Source organism: Paraburkholderia sp. (assembly GCF_050742655.1).
GTDB lineage: Bacteria > Pseudomonadota > Gammaproteobacteria > Burkholderiales > Burkholderiaceae > Paraburkholderia.
Map to the genome: position 1 here is coordinate 166,788 of NZ_JBOIGG010000014.1, position 23,672 is coordinate 190,459.

General features: G+C 65.2%; 23 protein-coding genes. 16 read left to right on the forward strand and 7 right to left on the reverse strand.

Features of this window, described 5'->3' with window-relative positions; genetic code table 11:
* Window positions 1-5: 5 nt before the first annotated feature.
* A complete protein-coding gene (locus ACREXZ_RS20295; protein ID WP_431765900.1) occupies window positions 6-854 on the reverse strand; it encodes an aldo/keto reductase in 849 nt (282 codons plus the stop codon).
* Window positions 855-1,030: 176 nt separating this feature from the next.
* Between ACREXZ_RS20295 and ACREXZ_RS20300 the strand changes: the two genes are divergently transcribed.
* Window positions 1,031-1,777 carry a GntR family transcriptional regulator gene (locus ACREXZ_RS20300; RefSeq protein WP_431765901.1) on the forward strand — a complete coding sequence of 249 codons (747 nt, stop codon included), beginning with the start codon at window positions 1,031-1,033 and terminating at the stop codon, window positions 1,775-1,777.
* 21 nt (window positions 1,778-1,798) lie between these two features.
* Here ACREXZ_RS20300 and ACREXZ_RS20305 read toward each other — a convergent pair whose 3' ends face one another.
* Entirely contained in the window at window positions 1,799-3,193 is a 1,395-nt protein-coding gene (locus ACREXZ_RS20305; protein ID WP_431765902.1) for a CoA transferase, read from the reverse strand.
* Window positions 3,194-3,316: 123 nt separating this feature from the next.
* Between ACREXZ_RS20305 and ACREXZ_RS20310 the strand changes: the two genes are divergently transcribed.
* Window positions 3,317-4,552, forward strand: coding sequence for a citrate/2-methylcitrate synthase (locus ACREXZ_RS20310; RefSeq protein ID WP_431765903.1), 1,236 nt, complete (start codon window positions 3,317-3,319; stop codon window positions 4,550-4,552).
* A gap of 30 nt (window positions 4,553-4,582) precedes the next feature.
* Here ACREXZ_RS20310 and ACREXZ_RS20315 read toward each other — a convergent pair whose 3' ends face one another.
* The gene (locus ACREXZ_RS20315) at window positions 4,583-4,900 is read right to left on the reverse strand and encodes a DUF2917 domain-containing protein (RefSeq protein ID WP_431765904.1); all 318 of its coding nucleotides are present in this window, start codon (window positions 4,898-4,900) and stop codon (window positions 4,583-4,585) included.
* A 284-nt stretch (window positions 4,901-5,184) separates the two neighbouring features.
* Here ACREXZ_RS20315 and ACREXZ_RS20320 point away from each other — a divergent pair, with 284 nt between their 5' ends.
* The 3 genes from ACREXZ_RS20320 to ACREXZ_RS20330 all read left to right on the forward strand — a co-directional run bounded on the left by ACREXZ_RS20320 (window position 5,185) and on the right by ACREXZ_RS20330 (window position 9,700).
* Window positions 5,185-6,600, forward strand: a complete 1,416-nt coding sequence (locus ACREXZ_RS20320; protein ID WP_431765905.1) for a PLP-dependent aminotransferase family protein — start codon at window positions 5,185-5,187, stop codon at window positions 6,598-6,600.
* Between the two features lie 152 nt (window positions 6,601-6,752).
* On the forward strand, window positions 6,753-8,189 hold the full coding sequence (mdtD, locus tag ACREXZ_RS20325) for a multidrug transporter subunit MdtD (protein WP_431765906.1): 1,437 nt from the start codon (window positions 6,753-6,755) through the stop codon (window positions 8,187-8,189).
* A gap of 233 nt (window positions 8,190-8,422) precedes the next feature.
* Window positions 8,423-9,700: an EAL domain-containing protein gene (locus tag ACREXZ_RS20330; protein WP_431765940.1), complete on the forward strand. Its 1,278-nt coding sequence runs from the start codon at window positions 8,423-8,425 to the stop codon at window positions 9,698-9,700.
* On the opposite strand, the gene ACREXZ_RS20335 is transcribed toward ACREXZ_RS20330, so the two are convergent.
* Window positions 9,656-10,630 carry a sigma-70 family RNA polymerase sigma factor gene (locus ACREXZ_RS20335; protein WP_431765907.1) on the reverse strand — a complete coding sequence of 325 codons (975 nt, stop codon included), beginning with the start codon at window positions 10,628-10,630 and terminating at the stop codon, window positions 9,656-9,658. The genes ACREXZ_RS20330 and ACREXZ_RS20335 overlap by 45 nt on opposite strands.
* A 206-nt stretch (window positions 10,631-10,836) precedes the next feature.
* Between ACREXZ_RS20335 and clpP the strand changes: the two genes are divergently transcribed.
* From clpP to ACREXZ_RS20365, 6 genes are all read left to right on the forward strand, one after another.
* Window positions 10,837-11,478 (forward strand): ATP-dependent Clp endopeptidase proteolytic subunit ClpP, encoded by a 642-nt coding sequence (gene clpP, locus ACREXZ_RS20340; RefSeq protein WP_431765908.1) that lies wholly within the window; start codon window positions 10,837-10,839, stop codon window positions 11,476-11,478.
* A gap of 204 nt (window positions 11,479-11,682) precedes the next feature.
* Window positions 11,683-13,020, forward strand: coding sequence for a chloride channel protein (locus ACREXZ_RS20345; protein WP_431765909.1), 1,338 nt, complete (start codon window positions 11,683-11,685; stop codon window positions 13,018-13,020).
* A gap of 222 nt (window positions 13,021-13,242) precedes the next feature.
* Window positions 13,243-13,575: a DUF4148 domain-containing protein gene (locus ACREXZ_RS20350; RefSeq protein ID WP_431765910.1), complete on the forward strand. Its 333-nt coding sequence runs from the start codon at window positions 13,243-13,245 to the stop codon at window positions 13,573-13,575.
* Window positions 13,576-13,698: 123 nt separating this feature from the next.
* Window positions 13,699-14,007 carry a DUF4148 domain-containing protein gene (locus ACREXZ_RS20355; RefSeq protein ID WP_431765911.1) on the forward strand — a complete coding sequence of 103 codons (309 nt, stop codon included), beginning with the start codon at window positions 13,699-13,701 and terminating at the stop codon, window positions 14,005-14,007.
* Between the two features lie 235 nt (window positions 14,008-14,242).
* Window positions 14,243-15,415, forward strand: a complete 1,173-nt coding sequence (ampC, locus tag ACREXZ_RS20360; protein WP_431765912.1) for a class C beta-lactamase — start codon at window positions 14,243-14,245, stop codon at window positions 15,413-15,415.
* 24 nt (window positions 15,416-15,439) lie between these two features.
* Complete coding sequence (locus tag ACREXZ_RS20365; RefSeq protein WP_431765913.1) at window positions 15,440-15,856, forward strand: cupin domain-containing protein; 417 nt, start codon at window positions 15,440-15,442, stop codon at window positions 15,854-15,856.
* A 182-nt stretch (window positions 15,857-16,038) separates the two neighbouring features.
* Here the strand turns inward: ACREXZ_RS20365 and sodB are convergent, their stop codons facing one another.
* Window positions 16,039-16,617, reverse strand: a complete 579-nt coding sequence (sodB, locus tag ACREXZ_RS20370) for a superoxide dismutase [Fe] (protein WP_431765914.1) — start codon at window positions 16,615-16,617, stop codon at window positions 16,039-16,041.
* A gap of 208 nt (window positions 16,618-16,825) precedes the next feature.
* Window positions 16,826-18,205 carry an exodeoxyribonuclease VII large subunit gene (gene xseA / locus ACREXZ_RS20375; RefSeq protein ID WP_431765915.1) on the reverse strand — a complete coding sequence of 460 codons (1,380 nt, stop codon included), beginning with the start codon at window positions 18,203-18,205 and terminating at the stop codon, window positions 16,826-16,828.
* A 542-nt stretch (window positions 18,206-18,747) separates the two neighbouring features.
* Here xseA and lpxK point away from each other — a divergent pair.
* From lpxK to ACREXZ_RS20400, 5 genes are all read left to right on the forward strand, one after another.
* Window positions 18,748-19,773 carry a tetraacyldisaccharide 4'-kinase gene (lpxK, locus tag ACREXZ_RS20380; protein ID WP_431765916.1) on the forward strand — a complete coding sequence of 342 codons (1,026 nt, stop codon included), beginning with the start codon at window positions 18,748-18,750 and terminating at the stop codon, window positions 19,771-19,773.
* Window positions 19,754-19,960, forward strand: coding sequence for a Trm112 family protein (locus ACREXZ_RS20385; protein WP_431765917.1), 207 nt, complete (start codon window positions 19,754-19,756; stop codon window positions 19,958-19,960). Before lpxK ends, ACREXZ_RS20385 begins: the two co-directional genes overlap by 20 nt.
* Before the next feature lie 128 nt (window positions 19,961-20,088).
* Window positions 20,089-20,910 (forward strand): 3-deoxy-manno-octulosonate cytidylyltransferase, encoded by an 822-nt coding sequence (gene kdsB, locus ACREXZ_RS20390; RefSeq protein WP_431765918.1) that lies wholly within the window; start codon window positions 20,089-20,091, stop codon window positions 20,908-20,910.
* 191 nt (window positions 20,911-21,101) lie between these two features.
* Window positions 21,102-21,764 (forward strand): adenylate kinase, encoded by a 663-nt coding sequence (adk, locus tag ACREXZ_RS20395; protein WP_431765919.1) that lies wholly within the window; start codon window positions 21,102-21,104, stop codon window positions 21,762-21,764.
* A 178-nt stretch (window positions 21,765-21,942) separates the two neighbouring features.
* Window positions 21,943-22,701 carry a 3-hydroxyacyl-CoA dehydrogenase gene (locus ACREXZ_RS20400; protein ID WP_431765920.1) on the forward strand — a complete coding sequence of 253 codons (759 nt, stop codon included), beginning with the start codon at window positions 21,943-21,945 and terminating at the stop codon, window positions 22,699-22,701.
* A 123-nt stretch (window positions 22,702-22,824) separates the two neighbouring features.
* Here ACREXZ_RS20400 and ACREXZ_RS20405 read toward each other — a convergent pair whose 3' ends face one another.
* Complete coding sequence (locus ACREXZ_RS20405) at window positions 22,825-23,667, reverse strand: SirB1 family protein (protein ID WP_431765921.1); 843 nt, start codon at window positions 23,665-23,667, stop codon at window positions 22,825-22,827.
* Window positions 23,668-23,672: the final 5 nt, after the last annotated feature.

Sequence of the window (23,672 nt, forward strand, 5' to 3'; positions counted from 1 at the left end):
GCCGCTCACAACATCTCGAGCGGCCGCTTGCTGCGCGGCGGTCTGAAGTGCGCGTCAATCCGCGTGCACTCATCCGCATCGAGTCGCAGGTCGAGCGCGCGACGGTTGTCGCGCACGTGCTCGATCCGCCCTGACTTCGGAATCGCGAATACGTCAGGCTGCTGCAGCACCCACGCTAACGCCACCTGAACCACCGACACACCGCGCGCATCCGCGATGTCGTCGAGCGGCGAGCGTTTCGGCAGCCGCGCATGATCGACCGGACTGTACGCCATCGCGGGCATCCTGCGTTCCGCGAGCCACGGCAGCAGATCGAACTCCGATCCGCGACGCGCGACGTTATACAGAATCTGATTGGTCGCGCAGCGTTCGCCGTCGGGCACGCTGACGAGTTCTTCCATGTCGTCGGTGTCGAAATTGCTCACGCCCCAGTGGCGAATCTTGCCGTCGCGACGCAGCGCCTCGAAGCCCGCGACGGTCTCCTCGAGCGGCATCGACCCGCGCCAGTGCAGCAGATACAGATCGAGCCGGTCGGTCTTCAGGCGCTTCAGACTCTGCTCACACGCCGCCTGCACGCCGCGTTTGCCCGCGTTATGCGGATACACCTTGCTCACGAGAAACACCTGGTCGCGCAGCCCGTCGAGCGCTTCGCCGAGCAGCGATTCGGTTGCGCCATCGCCGTACATCTCGGCGGTATCGATGAGCGTCATGCCCAGTTCGATGCCCAGGCGCAGCGCCGCGATTTCCGCCGCGCGCTGCGCGCGGCGCTCACCCATTTCCCACGTGCCCTGCCCCAGCTTCGGAATGCGCTCGCCGTCGGGCAGCGCGACGCTGGCTGGATCGGTCGTCGTCATGTCTTCTCCGGTTGAATGACAGTCGTGCTTATGCTGCTTTAAAAGAGATCGCCGCGTTCGTTCACCGGTTCAGTGTAGCCGCTCGTCCGACGCGCAAGCAGCACGCACACAAAAGCCCGCTATAACGGAGCGCGCCGATGTCATAGAATTGTCGCTTGCCCTTCTACGCCCGTCTTATGAACTCTGCCTCGGAAGACCGCTGGCGCGACCTGCGCCCGGACCCGGAAAGCGACACACCGCTGTATCTGCAACTCGCCCGCAAGCTCGGCCACGCAATCCACGAGAACCGCTGGAACGCGGGCGAAGCGCTGCCGTCGGAGCGCGTGCTGTCGGAAGCGCTCGGCGTGTCGCGGATCACGGCGCGCAAGGCGATCGCGCTGCTGGTCGAGCAGGGGTTGATCCGCCGTACGCAAGGCGCGGGCAGTTTCATCACACCGCGCTACGAAGACCCGCTATCGCGGCTATCGAGCTTCAGCGAGATGCTGCGTCGCCGCGGCTTCACGCCGAGTTCGCAATGGCTGTCGCGCGAAATCCTGCCGGCCAATCGCGACGAAGTGATTCAACTGGGTCTGTCGCCGGCCGCGGCCGTGACACGGCTGCGCCGTCTGCGGCTCGCGGACGGCATCGTGATGGCGGTCGAAAACTCGACCTTCCCCGCTTCGCTGATTCCCGATCCGCAGTCGATCGGCGATTCGCTGTACAGCTATCTCGAGCAGCGTGGGCTGTCGATCGTGCGCGCGCTGCAGCACTTTCGCGCGGTCAACGCGAGCGAAGAGATCGCGCAGCAGATGAGCATCGCGCAGAACGAAGCGCTGCTGCTGATCACGCGCGTCGGCTACACCGCCGATCAGCGCGCGATCGAACTCACCGATACCTACTGCCGCAACGATTACTACGACTTCGTCGCGGAGCTGCGCAAGTAGTCACTCGAAGCTGCGCGTGCTTCAGTCGTCCCAGCGCGCGTCGTCGTGCCCGACCGGCACCGGCGGCCGCGCGAAGAACGGCGGCGTTTCGGTCAGCCGTTCCGCCGGCTGCGTGCCGAGTACTCGACCGAACGGCGAGTCGACGGTTTCGACGCAGTCCGCGACGTCGTCGGGTGTGACGTCGGGCGCACGCCAGCCATCTTCGATCTGCCCCATCGACTGCAGCCATCGCCCAGTCTGCGCGAGCGACACACGCACGTGCCAGCTGCCGCCCTCGGTTGCGCGCCGTGCAAGCGCGGCCATCGCGCCGAACGCGGCCAGGTAACCGGTCGCGTGATCGAGCGCCTGACACGGGAGATGCTTCGGCGCATCGGTTCCCGCAGCACGGCTCTCCGTCCACGCGATCCCGCTCGCCGACTGCACGAGACTGTCGAAGCCGCGTCGCCCGGCCCAGGGTCCCGTGTGGCTGTATGCGCACACCGACACGTAGACGATCCCGGGCCGCAGCTGCGCAAGCGCATCGGGTCCGAAGCCGCGCGTCGACAGCGCGCCCGGACGATACGCCTGCAGGAACACGTCGGCCCCTGTGGCCAGTTCACGCAACTGCGCACGCGGCGCTTCATCGCGTAGATCGAGCACCGCCGACCGCTTGCCGCGCCCGAGATCGATCACGAGCGGCGCGATGTTCGGCAGGTGCGGACCGTTGATCAACAGCACCTGCGCGCCATGCTGCGCGAGCGCGCGACCCGCCGCCGGTCCCGCGATGATGCGCGACAGGTCGAGCACACGCACGCACGCAAGCGGCCGGTCGAGACCGCCACGGCCCGGCGGTTCCGGCGGCGCATCGCCGATCCGCTCGATCTCGAAGAGCGGCAGGTTCGCGATCGCCTTCGCCTGATCGAGCACGGCCCACTCGCGCGGCGAACGGATCAGCGCCGCGCACAACCCGGCATCGGCGAGCGTCTGGTCGAGCGCCGCGCCGTCCCAGCCGCGAATCGCATCGGCCACCGCCGTGGGGTCGTTCGCGCAATCGAGCACCGTCAACACGCCCTGCAGATGATGCGGAAAATTCGTGTGCAGCTGGATCCATCGACCATCGCGCGTCGCATAGAAACCGGTGACGGGATCGCGCAGCGCGGGTGGCGGTCCGCCGTTCACCCGCAGATAGCGCTCGCTGCGAAACGCGGCGAGCGCGCGTCGCACGTCGACCTCGACGCGCTGCCGGCAGCCGGTGCGCAACCGGAAGCATTCGGCCGCGGCGAGTCCGGTCGCGGCGATCGTCGCGGCGGCCAGCGTGCCGACGCGATACACCGACGGCAGCGCGGGATCGTCGCCCGTGATGGACACAGTATCGAGTGCCGCCGGGTCGCATGCGGCGACGGTCCATAGATGATCGAGAGCAAGAGAAGGCGTCATGACCGGCATCGCAGAAAGAAGAGAACGGCTCCGAGTCTAGAATTCCAGGCCGCATCGATCAATCTTGATTAAGATAATCAACATAGATCGATTTCTCCTGTTTTTCCGCTGCCTTATATATCCATGCCCAGTCACCTCACCGCGACCGAAGCCGCCGAAGCGCTCAGCATCAGCCTGTCCACGCTCTACGCGTACGTGAGTCGCGGCATGCTGCACTCGACCCCCGACGCGCACGGACAGCGCCGTCTCTACGATGCCGCGGAAGTGCGCCGGCTCGCACGCCGCAAGGCCGACGGCAAGCGCGCCGGCAAGGTCGCACAGAAGGTGCTGGACTGGGGCGTACCGGTGCTGGAGTCGTCGATCACGCTGATCGCGGATGGTCATCTGTACTACCGCGGCCACGATGCGACCGCGCTCGCACGGACCGCGACGCTTGAACAGGTCGCCGCGCTGCTGTGGGAATGTTCGCCGCGACGCATCGCTGACGCGCCATCGCCACGTGAAGGTCCGCCGTCGCCTGCGCAATGGGCCGCCTGGCTGAAGCTATGGAGCGACAGCACGCCGCTCGACCGTGCGCTGGTCCTGCTGCCCGCGGCAGCAGCGCAAATGCCGCGGATCTGGGCGCTCGGCCGCGACGCGCAACTCGATACCGCGTGTGCGCTGATGCGGTTCGTCGCCGCCGCGATGATCTCGACCGCGCCGTCAGGCGATGCGCTGCATCGCCAGCTCGCCGCCGCATGGGGCGTGCGCAACCGTCAGCAAGTGGATCTGTTGAGAATGGCGCTCGTCGCGTGTGCCGATCATGAACTGAACGCATCGACGTTCACCGTGCGTTGCATCACGTCGACCGGCACGCATCTGTTTGGCGCGGTGACCGGTGGCCTCGCGGCGCTCGCGGGACCGCGTCACGGCGGCGAGACCACGCGCGTCACCGCGCTGTTCGACGAAGCAGCACGCGCCGCCGATCTCGACCGCTTCCTCGGCACGCGCCTCGCGCAGCATGAGCACGGCGCACCAGGCTCCGTGCTGTCGGGCTTCGGTCATCCGCTGTATCCGCACGGCGATCCGCGCGCCGCGCTGCTGCTCGACGCGCTCACGCACTGCGCGCCCGCCCGCTCGCCGCTGCCGGACATACTCGCGCTCGCGCAAACGGTGCGAGAAACCGCCGGCACGGAGCCGACGCTCGACTTCGCGCTCGCCGCGATCGAGCGCGTTCTCGGGCTGCCGAAAGAAGCGGCCTTTACGCTGTTCGCGGTGGGCCGCACCGTCGGCTGGATCGCGCACGCGATGGAGCAGACCGCCGACGGCCGGCTGATCCGGCCGCGAGCCCGCTACGTCGGAGAGCATCCGGCGGACTGAGTGTGAACTGAGCCGGCAGAGGCCGCTCAATCAGGCCGTGCGCAACCAGCGAGGAAACCAGCCTGGCAGCGCCCGCGCACCAACGAGACGCGAGCGAGCCGGAACACGGACACTCGCCTCCTCGAAAGCGAGCGCGACCCGCGCACCGTTGCGGCCCGCGCTGATCCACGCCATCGCCCCACGCGGCAGACGGAACGACTCGCCGGATGCGAGCCAGTAATCTTCCGCGTCGCCTTCGACCGTCAGCCAGATCTCGCCCGCCATCACCTTCACGACGAGCGGTTGGGCGGCGCGCCACGCGGCCGCCGGCTCGCCATGTTCAAGTTCGAAAGTACGGATTTCACGCATCGCCATTCTCCTTTGTCGACGGGAGTTAGCGCAAAGCACTTACTCCGGTCCCATGCACCGCTGTCGACGGGAGTTAGCGCTTTAGCTGTCGACCAGAGTTCGCGCTTTAGCACTTACTCCCGTCCCATGCACCGCACAGGGTCCTCTGGTGCAATCATTATTGTCGTGCGACGATCCGAAACCCATGAACAGTTCCGGACAGTTTCAACGGAACTGTGCAGTTGAAAAACTGGACAGTTTGGTTTTTATCCGTTGTGTCCAGCGCCATCTGTCAGGAGCCGCAGATGAAACTCCCCCTCGAACTCGACCGCGACAACGGCGTGCCGCTGACCGAGCAGATCGTCAGCGGCGTGCAGACCTGGATCCGCTCGCGCGCCGCACATCCTGGCGCCAAGCTGCCGTCGATCCGCCAGCTTGCTGCCGATCACGTGATCAGCCGTTTTCCGGTGATCGAGGCGTACGACCGTCTGGTGTCGCTCGGCTACGTCGATTCGCGGCCAGGGTCCGGCTTCTATGTCGCCGAACGCTCGCGCACGACGATGTCGGGCATGGGCACGTCGGACCCGCGCCGCGCCGAGGAAGAGTCGGGGCACATCAGCCAGCAGTTCAATCACCCGGGCGAATCGCTGAAGCTCGGCACCGGCTTCGTTCCGGAATCGTGGCGCGACATGGACAGCCTCGGGCAGGCGATCCGCCACGTGTCGCGCGTCGACATGTCGGCCCTGATCGACTACGCGACGCCGCTCGGCAACCCAGCGCTGCGCGAGCATCTGCAGGCGCGCATCGCGCAGCTCGGCATCGTGGCCGACGTGTCGCAGATCCTGATTACCGAAGGTGCGAGTCAGGCACTCGATCTGGTGATGCGCTATCGCCTGAAGCCCGGCGACACGATGTTCGTCGAGGACCCCGGCTACTACAACCTGAACGGCCTGCTGAAGCTGCACGGCGTGAAGATCGTCGGCATTCCGCGCACGCGCAGCGGTCCCGATCTCGACGTGCTGCAGACGCAGTTGCAACAGCACCGCCCTAAGCTGTTCTTCATCAATACCGTGTTCCACAATCCGACCGGCACGACCGTGTCGCCGCCGGTCGCGTTCCGGCTGCTGCAGCTCGCGCGCGAACACGGCTTCACGTTCGTCGAGGACGACATTTACGCGGACTATCAGACCGACCCGACCGACCGCCTCGCAACGCTCGACCAGCTCGAACACGTGATCTACGTCGGCGGGCTGTCGAAGACGCTGTCGTCGTCGCTGCGCGTCGGGTACGTGGTCGCGAGTCACGAGATCATCAAGGACCTTGCCGACATCCGGATGCTGACGAGCATCGGCGGTTCGCGCTTTATCGAGGCGGTCGCGCACGCGCAGCTCGAACGCGGCGCGTACCGGAAGTTTCTCGATCGACTGCGCCGGCGGATGCGCGAGGCAATCGGCACGACTGTGCAGACGCTCGAGAACTCCGGCTGGGAAGTGTTCGAAAAGCCGCTTGGCGGCACGTTCGTGTGGGCGCGTGTGCCGGGCATCGCGGACGCGGAGCAGCTTGTCGCGTGCGGCGAACCGCTCGGCGTGACGGTCGCGCCGGGCCGCTATTTCCGGCCGCACGCGGAAACGAGCCCGTGGACCCGCATCAACGTGGCGTTCACGAACGATCCACGCGCGCAGACCTTCTTCGCAGCAGCGGCCGCGCTCGCCACACGTTGAGCGAAATCCGGCAACTCACCTTGCGCGACTACCGCGCGCTATCCCCGCCCCACTCTTTTCCCTAGAATGTGGGCTGCCCCGTCAGTCCCATCCATTCGAAGCACCGCGTCCCGGTGTCCCCGGGCATGCGTCGATCCGGCGCCTACTCTCCCATGTCCACGCCCTCTCCCGCAGTCGCCCCGTCTCCCCGCGCACTCAACGTGATGCTGTGGCTCGCCGCCACCGGCTTCTTCATGCAGGCTCTCGATTCGACCATCGTCAATACCGCGCTGCCCGCGATGGCGACGAGTCTCGGCGAGTTGCCGCTGCGGATGCAATCGGTGGTGATCGCGTACTCGCTGACGATGGCCGTGATGATCCCGGTGTCGGGCTGGCTCGCGGACAAGCTCGGCACACGGCGCGTGTTCTTCAGCGCGATCCTCGTGTTTACGCTCGGCTCGCTGCTGTGTGCAAACGCGCATACGCTGACGCAACTGGTGATCTGGCGCATCGTGCAGGGCGTGGGCGGCGCGATGCTGCTGCCGGTCGGGCGGCTCGCCGTGCTGCGCACGTTTCCCGCCGAACGCTATCTGCCCGCGCTGTCGTTCATCGCGATCCCGGGCCTGGTCGGGCCGCTGATCGGCCCGACGCTCGGCGGCTGGCTCGTCAAGATCGCGTCGTGGCACTGGATCTTCCTGATCAACGTGCCGGTGGGAATCATTGGTTGCATCGCGACGTTCATCTTCATGCTGGACAGCCGCAACCCGGACACCCCGCCCTTCGACATGAAGGGTTACGTGCTGCTGGTGCTCGGCATGGTAGCGATCTCGTTCGCGCTCGACGGCCGCACCGAACTCGGCATCCAGCATGCCACCGTGCTCGTGCTGCTGATCCTGAGCCTTGCCTGCTTCGTCGCCTACGGGTTGCACGCGGCGCGCGCATCGCAGCCGCTCTTTCCGCTCGATCTCTTCAAGATCCATACGTTCAGCGTCGGCCTGCTCGGCAACCTGTTCGCGCGGATCGGCAGCGGCGCGATGCCGTACCTGATTCCGCTGCTGCTACAGGTGAGCCTCGGCTATTCGGCGTTCGAAGCCGGCCTGATGATGCTGCCGGTCGCCGCCGCCGGCATGACGTCGAAGCGGATCGTCACACGGCTGATCACGAAATACGGCTACCGGCGCATCCTCGTCACGAACACGGTGCTGGTCGGTCTCGCGATGGCGAGCTTCTCGCTGACGAGCATGGCCCAACCGCTCTGGCTGCGGCTCGTGCAGCTCGCGTTCTTCGGCGGCGTCAACTCGATCCAGTTCACCGCGATGAACACCCTCACACTGAAGGACCTGGGCACGGGCGGCGCGAGCAGTGGCAACAGCCTGTTTTCGCTGGTGCAGATGCTGTCGATGAGCCTCGGTGTGACGGTGGCCGGTGCATTGCTCGCGACGTTCACCGGGCTGATACCGCGCGTCACCGAAGCGAACACGCTGCCCGCATTCCACGCGACGTTCCTGTGCGTCGGCATCATCACCGCCGGGTCGTCGTGGATCTTCGCGCAGCTCGCGCCGGACATCCGCCGCACGGCGAAAAAGACCGACCCGTCCGAGCGGACGTGATCCTGTGAGCGGAGTGCCCGCGTGCCTCCGACGTGCAATAAGCGGGCGCCAGGCGCACCATCGCTGTGCGAATGCGGCGCGCCTGATCGCGCAGCACACGTAAACGCGAAGCCAGCCTATGCGGCGTGCACTTTCCTCATGTGCATGTTTCTTGCTGGCCTATCCTGTAAACTTGTTTGCAGCCCCCGCGTCATTTCGCGACTTTGCACGTCGCCCTTCACCCGACCGACATGATGAGCCTGATCGACCTCGACCCACCCGGCTTCCAGCCGCCGCGCCCGATGGCAGGCGGCGACGAAGGCTCCCGGCGCACCGTGCTGTACGGCGGCTACACGGTCTTCAGCGTGTTCCAGCCGGTGTTCTCGGTGTCGCACCGGCGCGCCATCGGCTACCACGCGTCGCTGCGCGCGCACGACGAGCACGCGCAGCAGGTGCCGTCGCACGAGGTGTTCACCCAGGCGGCGCGGCGTGGCGATCTGCTGGAACTCGGGCGGCTCGCCGAGTCGCTGCATCTCGGCAACTTCAATGCATTCGACAGCCACGACGAGTGGCTCTTCCTGAATCTGCACCCCGCCGCGCTGATGGACACGAGCTACGGCGACGCGCTGCTCGCGAGCCTGAAGGCACTCGGCTTGCCGCCGCAGCGCGTCGTACTCGAAGTGTCGGAACAGGCGGGCGGCGAAACGACGCGCTTCGCGGAAATCGTCGACGCGCTGCGCAAATCGGGCTTTCTGATCGCGCTGGACGGCTTCGGCGCGAAGCATTCGAACATCGACCGCGTATGGCAGCTGCGGCCCGACATCGTCACGCTCGACCGCTGCATCCTCGCGCAGGCGAGCGAGCATTCACACATTGAACGCGTATTGCCAGGGCTCGTGTCGCTACTGCACGAGTCGGGGCAACTCGTACTGATGGGCAGCCTCGCGACCGAGCGCGACGCGCTGATCGCGCTCGAATGCAACGTCGATTTCGTGCAAGGTGCGTATTTCGCGGGGCCGAGTGTCGAACCGGTGAAGCCGCAGACAGCGGCGGGGCTGATGGACGCGCTGTCGGCCGCGTTGCGCGAGCGGGTGGCCGCGCGCGAACGCGCGCAGGTGAAGCGCCTCGCACCCTACGTTGCCGCGCTCGAACAGGCGAGCGCGCAACTCGCCGGCGGCACGACGGTCGCGAACGCGACGGCGCCGCTACTCGCGCTCGGTGAAACGGCGCGCTGCTTCCTGCTCGACGGTTCGGGCCGGCAGATCGGCGACAACGTGCTGCCGCCGGGCCGCTCGTCACAACGCGCGAAACGCTTCCGGCCGCTGCTGCATTCGGAAGGCGCAAGCTGGGAACGTCGGCCGTATTTCATCGAGGCGCTGCGCGCGCCGGGCAAGGTGCATCTGACGCCGCCGTATCTGTCGATCAATGAAGCGCACCTGTGTGTGACCGCGTCGATCGCCGCGCAGACCGCGCACGGCACGCAGGTGCTATGCGTCGATATCAACTGGGAAGTCGCCGCACACCGTAACTGACGGACGCATCGTCCGCGCACGAATCCGCTTCAGCAGACGTTGCACCGCGCGCAGACCGAACCTGCCGTTCAATACGTGCAGCGTCGCGGCATCCGCCACGATCCGCAGTTCCGCGATGCTTCCGTCGTCGCCCGCCGAGACCTCCAGCAAACCGACGATCTCGCCGTCGCGCATCAGCGCAACATCTCGTACACCTTCCACCGACAACGCTTCCGACGTGCAGCCGCTAATGCGTTCGACGAACGCTTCAACGGTCAGCGCATGGTCGTGCTCATCGAGCATCGCCGGCACATGGCCGACGAGCAGCAGCACACGCTCGCTGTCCTGCGCATCGATTGCCGTGCGCAACGCATCGACGAGCCGCCGGTGCGTGGCCGGATCGGCTGCGGGCAGCGGCGCGCCCGCGCGCTGCAGACGATGCTTCGCGCGATGCACGATCTGCCGGCAGGTCGATGGCGGCCGGTCGAGAATCTTGCCGATTTCCGCGAAATCGCAATCGAACGCTTCGTGCAGCACGAGCGCCGCGCGCTCTTCGGGCTTCAACCGTTCGAGCAGCAGCCGCACCGCGTCGGAGAGTTCCGACGTGCGCAGCGCGAGCGTTTCCGCGGACGGCGCGAGATCGTCGAGCCACGGCGGCAACCCGCTGTCGGCCTGTAGCGCACGCTCCGACTGCCGGTGCCGCAGCCGGTCGATCGCGAGACGCGTGGTGATCGTCGTGAGCCAGGCCACCGGCGTGCGCACGTCGTCGGCGCTCGCGAAGCGCCATTTGAGCCACGCATCCTGGACGACGTCCTCGGCTTCCGCGCGGCTACCGAGCAACCGGTAAGCCAGCGCGTGCAGCCTCGCGCGCGCGGCGTCGAACGCGGCGGTGGAATCGTCTGCCTCTTGCGTTGTTGCCTTCACTGGCGTCATTGCCGTCGTTTCCGTCATTCGTGACCTCTGTTGAACGGTCGGTCGTGAATCTTTCGTAAAGGGCATCCGCACGCGCCCGTCCGCTTGACGTTCGACGCGCCGCGAACGTGACACCCGCGCGCAAAAATTTTCTCGTCACGCGGCGCCGCGCTGCCGCGTCATGCGGATGAAACCCGTGCCGCGAATGCAGGTACGGGACACTCACCTGTCATCGCGAGGAACGCATGCCATTTCATCCCCCTGCTCTTTCCGGACTCGGCCTCGTGCCGACGGTCATCGAACAGTCCGGTCGCGGCGAACGCGCTTACGACATCTACTCTCGCCTGCTGCGCGAACGGATCGTGTTTCTGGTCGGGCCGGTCAACGAACAGTCGGCGAGCCTGATCGTCGCGCAATTGCTGTTTCTCGAATCGGAGAATCCCGACAAGGACATTTCTTTTTATATTAACTCGCCCGGCGGCTCGGTCTACGACGGCATGGCGATCTACGACACGATGCACTTCATCAAGCCGGACGTGTCGACGCTGTGTACCGGCTTCGCCGCGAGCATGGGGACATTCCTGCTCGCCGCGGGCACGCGCGGCAAACGCTACGCGCTGCCGAACGCGCGGATCATGATCCATCAGCCGTCGGGCGGCAGCCAGGGAACGGCCTCCGACGTCGAGATCCAGGCGAAGGAAGTGATCTTCCAGCGCGAACGGCTCAACGCGATGCTCGCCGAGCACACCGGAAAAAGCATCGAGCAGGTCGTCAAGGACACGGACCGCGACAACTTCATGTCGGCAGCAGCCGCGAAGACCTACGGGCTGATCGACGACGTGCTGGCGCATCGCAACGCCGCGGCGGCGCTCGCGAACACCGCCTGATCCGCGCGGTGTTCGCGCCTCACCCGAGGCGCACTGGACCGCATTCCCAAATCGCATCAATTGATTCTAATAACCAATTTGAATCATGATGCGATGCGGGATACCATTCGAGGCAAAGAACACAGACCATGCGGACCACGCGAACCGCGCACAACCAGCGTCGGCGGTCCGTTGTCCACGAATGCGAGTCCAGGGAGCAGCGCCATGTCAGCCGAAAACAAACGCCGTGCGGAATCCGCGGAGGAACCCCGTTCACTGGCGAGGTTCGCGGCCGTCACGGTATTGACCGGCATCGGTGCGGGGCTCGGCGGCATGGCGCTCGCGATGCTGCTGCACGCGATCCAGCACGTCGCATACGGCTACAGCGTCACGCACGTGATCAGCGCGGAGAGTTTTCTCGAGGGCGTAACGGACACGGAACCGCTGCGACGTCTGCTCGTCGTGTCGGTCTGCGGGGTAATCGCGGGCGGTGGCTGGTGGGCGCTGTATCGCTTTGGCCAGCCGCTCGTCAGCATTCGCCAGGCGATGAAAAGCGACGACCCGCGTATGCCCGGCATCAGCACGACCCTTCACGCGCTGCTGCAGATCGTCACCGTCGCGATGGGCTCGCCGCTCGGCCGCGAAGTGGCACCCCGCGAAATCGGCTCGGCGTTCGCCGCGTGGCTGTCGCGCCGCGCGGGACTGTCGGTAGCCGATCGCCGGATCATGGTCGCGTGCGGTGCGGGTGCCGGCCTCGCCGCCGTGTACAACGTCCCGCTCGGCGGAGCGGTGTTCGTCGTCGAAGTGCTGCTCGGCACGTTCGAGTGGACCGTGGTCGTCCCCGCGCTCGCGACGTCCGCGATCGCCGCGGTCGTCGCGTGGATCGGGCTCGGTAACGAGCATCAGTATCAGGTGCCGCAGTTCACGCTGAATGCGCAGCTGGTCGTGTGGTCCGTCGTGTGTGGGCCGCTCTTCGGTGTCGCGGCCTACGGATTCACGCGCCTGACGGACCACGCGCGCTCGCTCGCGCCAAAAGACTGGCGCATGCCGGCGTTGTCAGTGATCAACTTCATTGTGATCGGCGTACTCGCGATGTCGTTGCCGCAATTGCTCGGCAACGGCAAGGGACCCGCCGGCCTCAGCTTCGACAGCCATCTGACGGTCAGCCTCGCCGCGACGCTGCTCGTGCTGAAGGTCGCGATCACCACAAGCACCCTGCGCTGCGGCGCCGGAGGCGGTCTGCTGACACCAGGGCTCGCGAACGGCGCGCTGCTGGCCCTCGTGATCGCGGGCCTGCTGAATCCGCTGTGGCCCGGTATGCAACCGGGCGCATTCGCGGTCGTCGGTGCAGCGTCGTTTCTCGCGGCGTCGATGCAGATGCCGATCACCGCGGTCGTGCTGATTCTCGAATTCACGCGCGTCAATCACGACATGCTGATTCCGATGCTGCTCGCGGTGGGTGGATCGGTCAGCGCATTCAAGCTCGCGGAACGCTGGTTTCCGTCGTCGCTGCCCGCGGCGAAGCAACCGGAGCCCGCATTGCGAACCGGCCGCACCGCGTAACGCGATGCGCAGTCCGCTCTAACGGCGCGGCGTGCAACACACGCCGCGCCGTTCTTATTCCCGCTATCCGCAGATTTTTTTGTACGCGAACGTATCGCTGTGACACAGCAGCGGTGACACAGCACGTTCCACGCTTTTTTTCGAATTCCGGGAATATCCGTGCGAGAGTCGATGTTCACTCAGATGAACACAGCAGTCGTCTCTCACCCTCAGGAGTTCAAAATGAAAAAGTTTTCGATCATCGCCATGTCCTTCGTCGCCATTGCTTCGGCAAGCGCGTTCACCAATGCATACGCGCAGGAAAAGACCCGCGCAGAAGTGCGTCAGGAACTGATTCAGGCGGAGAACAACGGGTCGCGTCTCGTCACCGATACGTCGTACCCGGACGTCAATCCGATCTTCGCGCAGCAGCTCAAACATCAGCAGCAACAGCAGGACGCAGTCGGTGCACAGACGGCTGGCACCAGCGACGCCGGAACGCGTATGGGACAGCATGACGCAATGACGCAGTGCGTCGGCCCCGTCAGCTACTGCACGCTGTATTTCGGCAGCTGATGCGCACGCGCATCGATCACACATCGCTTTGGCACCACGCAGGCTTCCGGTTCGGGTGAACACCCGTACCCGGCGGCATGGCGATGGTTGCTCCTCGCGTTACCGCTATCGGAAACCTCGATCATGAAAACGCTTATCGCTATCGCGCTGACCCTCGGCGCCTGTACCGCCTCCATCACCTCCTTCGCTAGCACGACCGCGCCGCTCACACGTGCGCAGGTTTATGCCGACCTCGTACGCGTCGAACAGGCGGGCTATGTGCCCAGCGCAGGCGACGACGAAAATTACCCCGAAGACATTCAGGCCGCCGAGGCGAAAATCGCCGCGACCGATGCAGCCTCGCGAAACGCACAAGCCACGCTGGACACGCAACGCGCGGTCGGCGGTACGTCGGTGGAGGGTACGTCGCAGGCGGGTTCGCCGTCCCAGTGATGCACGCCGCCCCATCGGCGACAAGCGTCGAGAACGACGACCGCATGACCGCCGCGTCATGCGGTCGTGCGTTTGCTATGGCGCGGGATCGTGGTCCGTCGGTTGCTATCTCGACGTTCACCCGCCCGCATCGATAAGAATTTCTTTTGCGTCCCACCAGTTATCGTCGCTTGCTGCCGACTCTCGACGACGCCACAATTCCTCGTCTCCTACCCTTCGGCTCGATCCCCCCGTCATGTCCAGAAACGCTCAAAGCACGAAGAAAACGCTGCTGATACTTACGTGCCTGTGGGCCACATATAGCTATGGAGCAGGAAGCGCGGACCGGTCGACACAAACACGCGCGATCGATGCAATCGTTCAGCCGCTGCAGCAGAAGTACGCGATTCCCGGCATCGCGGTCGCAGTCACCGTCGGAGGAAAGCAGTCCTTCTACAACTACGGTGTGATGTCGAAAGCGACGAGCGAACCGGTCACGCCGCAGACGCTCTTCGAAATCGGCTCGTTCAGCAAGACCTTCACGGCGACGCTCGCCTGTTATGCGGAAGTCGATGGCAAGCTGTCGCTATCCGACAGTGCAAGCCAGCATCTGCCCGCGCTACGCGGGAGCCGCTTCGATCAGGTCAGCTTGCTGAATCTCGCGACGCACACGTCGGGGCTGCCGTTGTTCGTGCCTGACAGCATCACGAACAACGATCAGTTGATGGCCTACTTCCGCGCATCGAAGCCCGATCATCCGGTCGGCACATACCGGATCTATTCGAATCTCGGCATCGGGATGCTCGGCATGATCGCAGCGAGCAGCATGAACCTGCCGTTCGACGATGCGATCGAAAAGCGGCTGCTGCCCGAACTCGGTATGACGCATAGTTACATCAACGTGCCCGCCAGCGAGATGAAGCGCTATGCGCAGGGCTACACGAAGGCGGACGCGCCCGTCAGAGTGAATCCCGGGATGCTGTCGTCTGAAGCCTACGGCCTCAAATCGAGCACGTCCGACCTGATACGTTTCCTCGATGCCAACATGCAGCTCGTTCCGGTGAGCGACAAACTGCGGCGCGCGATCGCCTGCACGCATACCGGCTACTACAAGGCAGGCGCATTCATTCAGGATCTGGTGTGGGAGGAGTACCCGTACCCCGTGGCGCTCGATACGATCGTCGCGAGCAACAGCCCCGACGTGATTCTCAAGGGCATGCCGGCGACCGCGCTCACGCCACCGTTGCAACCTCAGCCCGCATATCTGCTCGGCAAGACCGGTTCGACCAACGGCTTCTCGACTTACGCCGCGTTCATCCCGGCGAAAAAGATCGGCGTGGTGATACTCGCCAACAAGTCGTTCCCGCTCGATGCGCGCGTGACCGCTGCTTACGACATTCTCGAGTCGCTCGGTGCGGGCACGCCCTGAGCGTTTCTCGATCGACCACTCTCATTGACCGGTGCCGTTGTGATCAGCCATCGTCGTCTGTTCGTTCTCATCGTCGTCATGATGGCCGCGCCACTTGCACAAGCGGCCAGCACCGCGCCTGCCGCGAAAGACACCGTCGTTCTGCAGAGAGTGCCGGTGCCGGGCACCGATCGAGAGATGGGGATGGGTATCGCCGAATTTCCGCCGAACGCCGCCAAGCCTCGACATAAGGCGACCGGGCCCGAGGTGTTCTACGTGCTCGAAGGCGAAGTGACGGTGCAGATGGAAGGCCAGCCCGCACGAGTCGTGCATGCGGGCGAGAGCGTGCGGCTCCCCGCGAATGTCGTGCACGTGACGACCGCCGGACCTGCTGGCGCGAAGGTCGTCGCGACGTGGGTGTGGGTGCCGGGCAAGCCGTTCAACATCGCCGAGCCGGATTGATTGCGCAGAAAAGGCTTCGGTATCAGTGCCGCGATTCGTGAGTTAATTTCATGTTTTGTGGTGAATCCGGATGTGCCTGGCGGTTAGCGGGACGACGATGCCAAAAAAACAGAAAGCCCTCTTATTCGAGGGCTTTCTTTATGGCTACCGCCTGCAGACTTTAGCGCGGAGCTATCTCAAGCTCAAGCAAAGTTCTTTGCAGCAAAATCCCAATTCACGATGTTCCAGAATGCCTCAACGAACTTCGGACGTGCATTGCGATAATCGATGTAGTACGCGTGCTCCCAAACGTCGAGCGTCAGCAGGGCTTTCGCGTCGGTGGTGAGCGGCGTGGCTGCATTGCTCGTCGACACCAGATCCAGCGAACCGTCGGCCTTCTTCACGAGCCATGCCCAGCCCGAGCCGAACGTGGTGATCGCGGTCTTCGTGAATGCTTCCTTGAACGCATCGTAGGAACCCCACTTCGCGTTGATCGCGTCGCCGAGCGCGCCCGACGGTGCACCGCCACCTTGCGGCGACAGGCTGTTCCAGAAGAACGTGTGATTCCACACCTGTGCCGAATTGTTGAAGATACCGCCCGACGACTTCTTCACGATCTCTTCCAGCGACAGATTTTCGAACTCCGTGCCAGGGATCAGGTTGTTCAGGTTGGTCACGTAGGTCTGATGGTGCTTGCCGTAGTGGAACTCGAGCGTCTCTTTCGAAATGCTCGGCGCGAGAGCGTCCAATGCGTACGGCAGCGGCGGGAGCGTATGTGCCATGGTGCTTTCCTTCTGTCTGTTTATGGGGAGTTCTGCGGATAACGCTGTAGAGCACTCGATTGTAGGCGACTTGGAATAACCCCGCAAACACGCGGCCTTTATGCCTGGCATCGCGTGCAGAAGCATCGTGCATCGCCGGGCGAGCAGCGTAATAAATGCGCTTGCAGCGATGCGTCGAAGGTCAAATGTACTGCGACCGAAAGCGTTGTCAGAAACCGTCGGTAAGACGTTGTTGCACGTCGGCGAGCGCGACGTCGGCCGTCCCTTCGGCGAGATGCACGGTGAGACGCTTGCCTGGTTTCAGCGATGCCGGCGCACGCACCGCGCGACCGCTCTGCGCGTCGAGCACCGCGGCGTAACCGCGTTCGAGCGTGCGCTGCGGACTCAGCACTTCGAGTCGCGCGGCCAGCGACGTCACGCGCGCGGTGTGACGTTCATGCTGCCGTAACAATGCATGCTCGAAACGCTGCGTCAGTTGCTGCAGTGTCGCGCGATGCGCGGCAAGATCGGGATGCGTGCGCCGCCAGCGCATCTGCAGCAGCGCAAACTGCGCGCGTGCGTCGCGCACGGGTCGCGCCCCCGCCAATACGAGACGCGCGCCGAGCTGCTGCAGATGCGTACGTTGTCGCGCGAGCCGTTCGGCCGGCGACACGAGTCTGCGCGACAGCCAGTCGAGTTGCTGCGCGCGCTGCTCCATCATCCGGCCAAAGCCCCGCGCAAGCGAGGCATGCCGTTGATCGAGATCGCGCAACAGCAGCACGCGCTGCGGACTCACGAGTTCCGCGGCACCGGTTGGCGTCGGGGCGCGCACGTCGGCGGCAAAATCGGCGATCGTGAAATCGGTTTCGTGACCCACGCCGCTCACCACGGGCAACGCGCTTTCGGCGATCGCACGCGCGAGTATTTCTTCGTTGAACGCCCACAGGTCTTCGATCGATCCGCCGCCCCGGCACACGATCAACACGTCCACTTCGCGCCGCGCGTTGGCGGCGTCCACCATCGCGGCGAGCTTCGCGCTCGCACCGGTTCCCTGCACGGGCGCCGGATAGACGATCACGGGCACGTGCGGCGCGCGACGCGACAGCGTCGTCAGCACATCGCGCAACGCTGCGGCCTGCAGCGACGTGACGATACCGATTGCGCGCGGATGCGCGGGCAACGCGCGCTTGCGCTCGGCGGCGAAGAGCCCTTCGGCCTCGAGTTGCGCCTTCAGCCGCAGAAACGCTTCGTACAGTCGACCCTGGCCAGTGCGACGTACCGCTTCGACGTTCAGTTGCAGTTCGCCGCGCGGTTCGTACATCGTCACCAGCGCGCGGACTTCGATGCGGTCGCCTTCGCGCGGCGTGAACTCGGCGTGCTGCGCGCGACCGCGGAACATCACGCAACGCATCTGCGCCTGCGCGTCCTTGATCGAAAAATACCAGTGGCCGCTCGCGGCGCGCGTGAAGTTCGACACTTCGCCCGACACCCACACAAGCGGAAACGAGCGCTCGAGCATCGTGCCGATCGCACGATTGAGCATCGACACCGGCACGACCGCATCATTGCCGGCAGGCAACGACGACGAAAAAGGACTTTCGGAATTCATGCGAAGAATGAGAACAGGACCTGTGAAAAGCAATGGAAAGCGTGCCCGAACAGCCGACAGACGATAGTCCGGCGCGCCCGCGCCGTCCAGTCCCGCGCGTCGGAACGTCGGAGTGTCCACACAAGCTATGCATTGCGCAAATCGCAGACCCGACATCGCGCTGAGGCCGGTGAGTTCGTATCATGTATTTGATTTGATTAAGCTTTTTGTCTCGTTAATGGTGTACGACACCGATCCGGGGCTTTCTGCGCGGCCTTTTCCACGCAGCGCGAGGCATTTTCTCCACAAAGTTATCCACAGGTCGCCCCTGTGGATAACCGATGCGCGGGCGGCGCGACTCCGCGCGACTTGCCGCCAGTGACGCCGGCACGCTAGAGTGCCGGCTTTCCCGGACGTTGCGCGCGCCTTGCAACGCGCGACGTCCGCCAGCACCTCATTTAACGACCCGTCCGGAGAATCGCGCCGATGTCTTTTTCGTGGATCGCGTCATCCCTGCGTCCGATGCCTATGTCGTGCGTTGCGCTGTTCGTACCCGTCATCCGATGAGCGGACTCACTGCCCGCATCGAAGCGCAACTCGCGCGCGAATGGCAACGGCGCGGACCGATCGCGTGGGCACTCACGCCATTCGCGTGCGTGTTCGGTGCGGTGGCCGCCGCTCGACGCGCGATGTTTTCGCGTGGCTGGCGCAAGACGGTGCGTGTCAGCGTGCCAGTCGTCGTGGTCGGCAACGTGACCGTGGGCGGCACCGGCAAGACACCGACTGTGATCGCGCTCGTCGATGCGCTGCGCGCCGCCGGTTTCGCTCCGGGCGTCGTGTCGCGCGGGTACGGCGCGAAGATCGCGCAGCCGACGCCGGTCACGCCGGCCTCGCTCGCGAGCGAAGCCGGCGACGAACCGCTGCTGATCGCGCGACGCACTGGCGTGCCGGTGTGGGTCTGCCCCGATCGCGTCGCGGCTGCGCAGGCGCTGTGCGCCGCGCATCGCGACGTCGACGTGATCGTCAGCGACGACGGCCTGCAGCACTATCGTCTCGCGCGCGACGCCGAGCTGATCGTGTTCGATCACCGGCTCGGCGGCAACGGCTTCCTGCTGCCCGCCGGTCCGCTGCGCGAACCGCTGTCGCGCCGCCGCGATGCAACGCTGATCAACAACCCTTACGACCGCGCGCTGCCACCGTGGCCGAACACCTATGCGCTCACGCTCACACCGGGCGACGCATGGCAACTCGACGACCCCGCGCGGCGCCGGCCGCTCGCGCAATTTGCCGGCAACCCCAGCAACCGCGTGCTGGCCGCGGCGGGCATCGGTTCGCCCGAACGCTTTTTCGCGACGCTGCGGGCCGCGGGCCTCGCGCCTAACACGCGCGCATTGCCCGATCACTACGCGTTCAGCAGCAATCCGTTCGCCGATGCCGACGCCGATACGATCCTGGTCACCGAAAAGGATGCGGTAAAATTGGCGGCCTGGCATGATGCGCGGATCTGGGTTGTTCCGGTCGAAGCCGCGCTCGATCATCGCCTCATCGCACTGGTTGTGGAGAAACTCCGTGGACGCTCGCCTGCTTGAAATTCTTGTCTGCCCGATCTGCAAGGGCCCGCTCAGCTACGATCGCGCCGCGCAGGAACTCGTCTGCCACGCCGACAAGCTCGCGTATCCGATCCGCGACGGCATCCCGGTGATGCTCGTCGACGAAGCGCGTCAGACTGTCGAGGGCACGCCCGTCGAACCGTCGAATCCAGGCTCGGGCAACTGACCGGCCGCTCACCGTTACGACGTCACGCCGCGGCGGCATCGCGTTCGCGCAGCCGCTGCCGCTTTCCCCGGGTTCCGAGTGCACCGGTTCCCGCCTTCCTCCGGTTCCCTGCTGCGGCCCTCCTCGCGATGTCCATCGTCACTGACTCCGTTCCGCCCTTCATCGCCGTCGTTCCCGCGCGGCTCGCGTCGACGCGTCTGCCGAACAAACCGCTCGCGGACATCGGCGGCAAGCCGATGGTCGTGCGTGTCGCGGAACGCGCGCGCGAGTCGGGCGCGCAGCAGGTGCTGATCGCATCCGACGCCCAGACGGTCATCGACGCAGCGCGCGCACACGGCTTCGATGCGATCCTCACGCGACCCGAGCATCCGTCGGGCACCGACCGGCTCGCGGAGGTCGCCGTGCACTTCGGCTGGAGCGACGACACGATCGTCGTCAACGTACAGGGTGACGAGCCGCTGATCGACCCGGCGCTCGTGCGCGGCGTCGCCGCGCATCTCGCCGCGAGCGACGGCTGCGCGATCGCCACTGCGGCACATCCGATCCACGATCCCGCCGAGATCTTCAATCCGAACGTCGTGAAGGTCGTGCCCGACGCGCGCGGTGTCGCGCTGTATTTTTCGCGCGCGCCGATCCCGTGGGCACGCGACGCGTACCAGCCGCACTGGCCGAACGTCGCCGCGTTGCCCGCACCGCCGGCGCCGGCCGTCGTGTATCGGCACATCGGGCTGTACGCGTATCGCGCGAAATTCCTGCGCACTTATCCATCGCTCACACAATCGCCGATCGAGCAGGTCGAGGCACTCGAGCAGTTGCGCGCGATGTGGCACGGCGAACGGATCGCGGTGCTGATCACGCAGGACGTACCGCTGCCGGGCGTCGACACCCCCGCCGACCTCGCCCGCGTACGGGCGCTATTCGGGTCGAACGCAGAAAAACCCATGGCATAATCGGACGCTTGCGCGGCCCTTCCGGAACCGCCGTCAGCAGGTCTTCGTCGTATCGCTCGCCGTGCGCTGTACTGCCCCGTCTCCGCCGCTTCGCATGAAGCGAAACGGTGCGGCATGCAGCGCGAGCGGCTCGCAGCATCGACCCGCCTGCCTGAACGATGCATAGAATTCACACAATCTGGAGATATCACATGCGTTTGATCCTGTTGGGCGCTCCCGGCGCGGGCAAGGGAACCCAGGCAAACTTCATCAAGGAAAAATTCAGCATCCCGCAGATTTCCACCGGCGACATGCTGCGCGCCGCGGTGAAAGCGGGCTCGCCGCTCGGCGTCGAAGCGAAGCGCTACATGGATGCCGGCAATCTCGTGCCGGACGACCTCATCATCAATCTCGTGAAAGAGCGCTTGACCGAGCCGGACTGCGCGAACGGCTATCTGTTCGACGGCTTTCCGCGCACGCTGCCGCAAGCGGAAGCGATGAAGCAGGCCGGCGTCGCAATCGACTACGTGCTGGAAATCGACGTGCCGTTCGACGAGATCATCGTCCGGATGAGCGGCCGTCGCGTGCATGCGGCATCGGGTCGCACCTATCACGTGAAGTTCAATCCGCCGAAGGTCGAGAACGTCGACGACGTGACCGGCGAACCGCTGATCCAGCGCGTCGACGACAAGGAAGAGACCGTGCGCAACCGGCTCGACGTGTACGTCGCGCAGACGCGTCCGTTGATCGACTACTACAACGGCTGGGCACAGCGCGGCGACGAGAGCGGCCTGAAGGCGCCGGCCTATCGCCGTATCTCGGGACTCGGCAGCGTCGACGAAATCCGTACGCGCGCATTCGACGCGCTGAAGTAAATCCGGCGGCCGCACCTCGGGCGGCCGTCGACGCGCGCCGCCGGCCTCGTGTCCGCGGCGCGTTTTCTTTGGGGTGCCGGCACGCGGCGACGGCGACGGTCGCCGCGGTACACCGGCAAACGGCCACGAGCCCGACCCCTCACGACTTGCCCACAAGGCACATGAAAAGGAGAGAAAGATGGAGATTCGCGACAACGCATTCCTGATTACCGGCGGCGCTTCAGGCCTCGGCGCGGCTACCGCGCGCCTCTTTGCCGCGCAAGGCGGCAAGGTCGTGCTGGCCGACCTGAACGAAGCGGCCGGCAACGCGCTCGCGCAGGAACTCGGCGGCGTGTTCGTCAAGTGCGACGTGAGTCGCGAGGACGATGCCGTTGCCGCCGTCGAAGCGGCGACGAAGCTCGGCACGCTGCGCGGGCTCGTCAATTGCGCAGGCGTCGCGCCCGCGGTGAAGACGGTCGGCAAGGACGGGCCGCATCCGCTCGACGCGTTTGCCCGCACCATCTCGATCAACCTGATCGGCACGTTCAACACGGCACGACTCGCGGCCGCGGCGATGTCGAAGAACGAGCCGAACGCGAACGGCGAGCGCGGCGTGATCGTCAATACGGCGTCGGTCGCGGCCTTCGACGGGCAGATCGGTCAGGCTGCTTACGCCGCATCGAAGGCCGGCGTCGCGGGTATGACGCTGCCGCTCGCACGTGACCTCGCGCGCAACGCGATTCGTGTGATGACGATCGCGCCAGGGATCTTCGAGACGCCGATGCTGCTCGGGATGCCGCAGGACGTGCAGGACGCGCTCGGCGCGATGGTGCCGTTCCCGTCGCGCCTCGGTAAGCCCGACGAATACGCGATGCTGGTCAAGCAGATCTTCGATAACCCGATGCTGAACGGCGAAGTGATCCGCCTCGACGGCGCGATCCGGATGCAGCCGAAGTAACGCGCGACCCTCGACCCGCGATACGGCGGCGTTCCTGTTGAACAAAAGCCCGCGACGCAGATTGTGCGTCGCGGGCTTTTTAGTTTCGATTGGGCGCTTCAGCAGCCCGGCGATGAAGGAAATTCAGTCGCGGTCGTTGTGCTGCGTGCGCTGCCGCAATTCGTGCAACTGCGCCTCGACGACGGTCGCGTCCTCGGCATCGGGCCGGTCGCCCAGATAACGTTCGAGATCTTCGAGCGCCGGACGCAGATAGTCGAGCCGCGCATACGCGAAGCCGCGGTCGCGTACCTCGTCGATGCTGTCCGGCAGCAGGATCACGAGCCGCTGCTGCACCGAGAGCAGCCGCTGCCAGCGTTCCGTCTGCAGATACGTCGCCTTCAGGTTGCGCAGCATCCGCGCGACGACCTCGCGGCGGGTAGCTGGCTGCAGCAGGATACGCAGCGCACGGCCGACCGATTCGCCCGCCTTCGCCACATACGGCTCCAGCATGTCGACCATCTCGGACTCGCTGAGCGAGTGACCGGACGTCGGATCGAGCATCATCTCGCCGTCGGGCATCGTGATGCGCAGCAGGAAGTGTCCAGGGAACGACACGCCGCGCGCTGGCACACCGACCTGCTCGGCCATCTCCAGATACAGCACCGCCAGCGAGATCGGAATGCCGCGGCGGCGCTTGAGCACCATGTTCAGATGACTGTTGTCCGGATCGTAGTAGTCGTTCAGATTGCTCGCGAAGCCGAGCTCGCGAAAGAAGAACCGGTTCAGGATGCCGACCCGTTGCCGGATGTCGGCGTCGTCGGGCATGCGGCGCTTCAGGCGCATCGCCAGTTCGTCGATCTCCGCGAGAATGCCCTGCAGATCGAGATCGGGATAGGCGTCCTGCGCGAGCGAAAGCGCCGTTTCCGTGAGCGGGAGGCTATCGTCCTCCGCCACGAGCGTACTGAAATAATCGAGAACCCGCGTCATCGTGA

What these genes read in the sequence shown, in the direction of transcription:
- ACREXZ_RS20295 (WP_431765900.1), bottom strand. Translation starts at nt 854, where the DNA reads ATGACGACGACCGATCCAGCCAGCGTCGCGCTGCCCGACGGCGAGCGC.
- ACREXZ_RS20300 (WP_431765901.1), top strand. Translation starts at nt 1,031, where the DNA reads ATGAACTCTGCCTCGGAAGACCGCTGGCGCGACCTGCGCCCGGACCCG.
- ACREXZ_RS20305 (WP_431765902.1), bottom strand. Translation starts at nt 3,193, where the DNA reads ATGACGCCTTCTCTTGCTCTCGATCATCTATGGACCGTCGCCGCATGC.
- ACREXZ_RS20310 (WP_431765903.1), top strand. Translation starts at nt 3,317, where the DNA reads ATGCCCAGTCACCTCACCGCGACCGAAGCCGCCGAAGCGCTCAGCATC.
- ACREXZ_RS20315 (WP_431765904.1), bottom strand. Translation starts at nt 4,900, where the DNA reads ATGCGTGAAATCCGTACTTTCGAACTTGAACATGGCGAGCCGGCGGCC.
- ACREXZ_RS20320 (WP_431765905.1), top strand. Translation starts at nt 5,185, where the DNA reads ATGAAACTCCCCCTCGAACTCGACCGCGACAACGGCGTGCCGCTGACC.
- mdtD (WP_431765906.1), top strand. Translation starts at nt 6,753, where the DNA reads ATGTCCACGCCCTCTCCCGCAGTCGCCCCGTCTCCCCGCGCACTCAAC.
- ACREXZ_RS20330 (WP_431765940.1), top strand. Translation starts at nt 8,423, where the DNA reads ATGAGCCTGATCGACCTCGACCCACCCGGCTTCCAGCCGCCGCGCCCG.
- ACREXZ_RS20335 (WP_431765907.1), bottom strand. Translation starts at nt 10,630, where the DNA reads ATGACGGAAACGACGGCAATGACGCCAGTGAAGGCAACAACGCAAGAG.
- clpP (WP_431765908.1), top strand. Translation starts at nt 10,837, where the DNA reads ATGCCATTTCATCCCCCTGCTCTTTCCGGACTCGGCCTCGTGCCGACG.
- ACREXZ_RS20345 (WP_431765909.1), top strand. Translation starts at nt 11,683, where the DNA reads ATGTCAGCCGAAAACAAACGCCGTGCGGAATCCGCGGAGGAACCCCGT.
- ACREXZ_RS20350 (WP_431765910.1), top strand. Translation starts at nt 13,243, where the DNA reads ATGAAAAAGTTTTCGATCATCGCCATGTCCTTCGTCGCCATTGCTTCG.
- ACREXZ_RS20355 (WP_431765911.1), top strand. Translation starts at nt 13,699, where the DNA reads ATGAAAACGCTTATCGCTATCGCGCTGACCCTCGGCGCCTGTACCGCC.
- ampC (WP_431765912.1), top strand. Translation starts at nt 14,243, where the DNA reads ATGTCCAGAAACGCTCAAAGCACGAAGAAAACGCTGCTGATACTTACG.
- sodB (WP_431765914.1), bottom strand. Translation starts at nt 16,617, where the DNA reads ATGGCACATACGCTCCCGCCGCTGCCGTACGCATTGGACGCTCTCGCG.
- xseA (WP_431765915.1), bottom strand. Translation starts at nt 18,205, where the DNA reads ATGAATTCCGAAAGTCCTTTTTCGTCGTCGTTGCCTGCCGGCAATGAT.
- lpxK (WP_431765916.1), top strand. Translation starts at nt 18,748, where the DNA reads ATGAGCGGACTCACTGCCCGCATCGAAGCGCAACTCGCGCGCGAATGG.
- kdsB (WP_431765918.1), top strand. Translation starts at nt 20,089, where the DNA reads ATGTCCATCGTCACTGACTCCGTTCCGCCCTTCATCGCCGTCGTTCCC.
- adk (WP_431765919.1), top strand. Translation starts at nt 21,102, where the DNA reads ATGCGTTTGATCCTGTTGGGCGCTCCCGGCGCGGGCAAGGGAACCCAG.
- ACREXZ_RS20400 (WP_431765920.1), top strand. Translation starts at nt 21,943, where the DNA reads ATGGAGATTCGCGACAACGCATTCCTGATTACCGGCGGCGCTTCAGGC.
- ACREXZ_RS20405 (WP_431765921.1), bottom strand. Translation starts at nt 23,667, where the DNA reads ATGACGCGGGTTCTCGATTATTTCAGTACGCTCGTGGCGGAGGACGAT.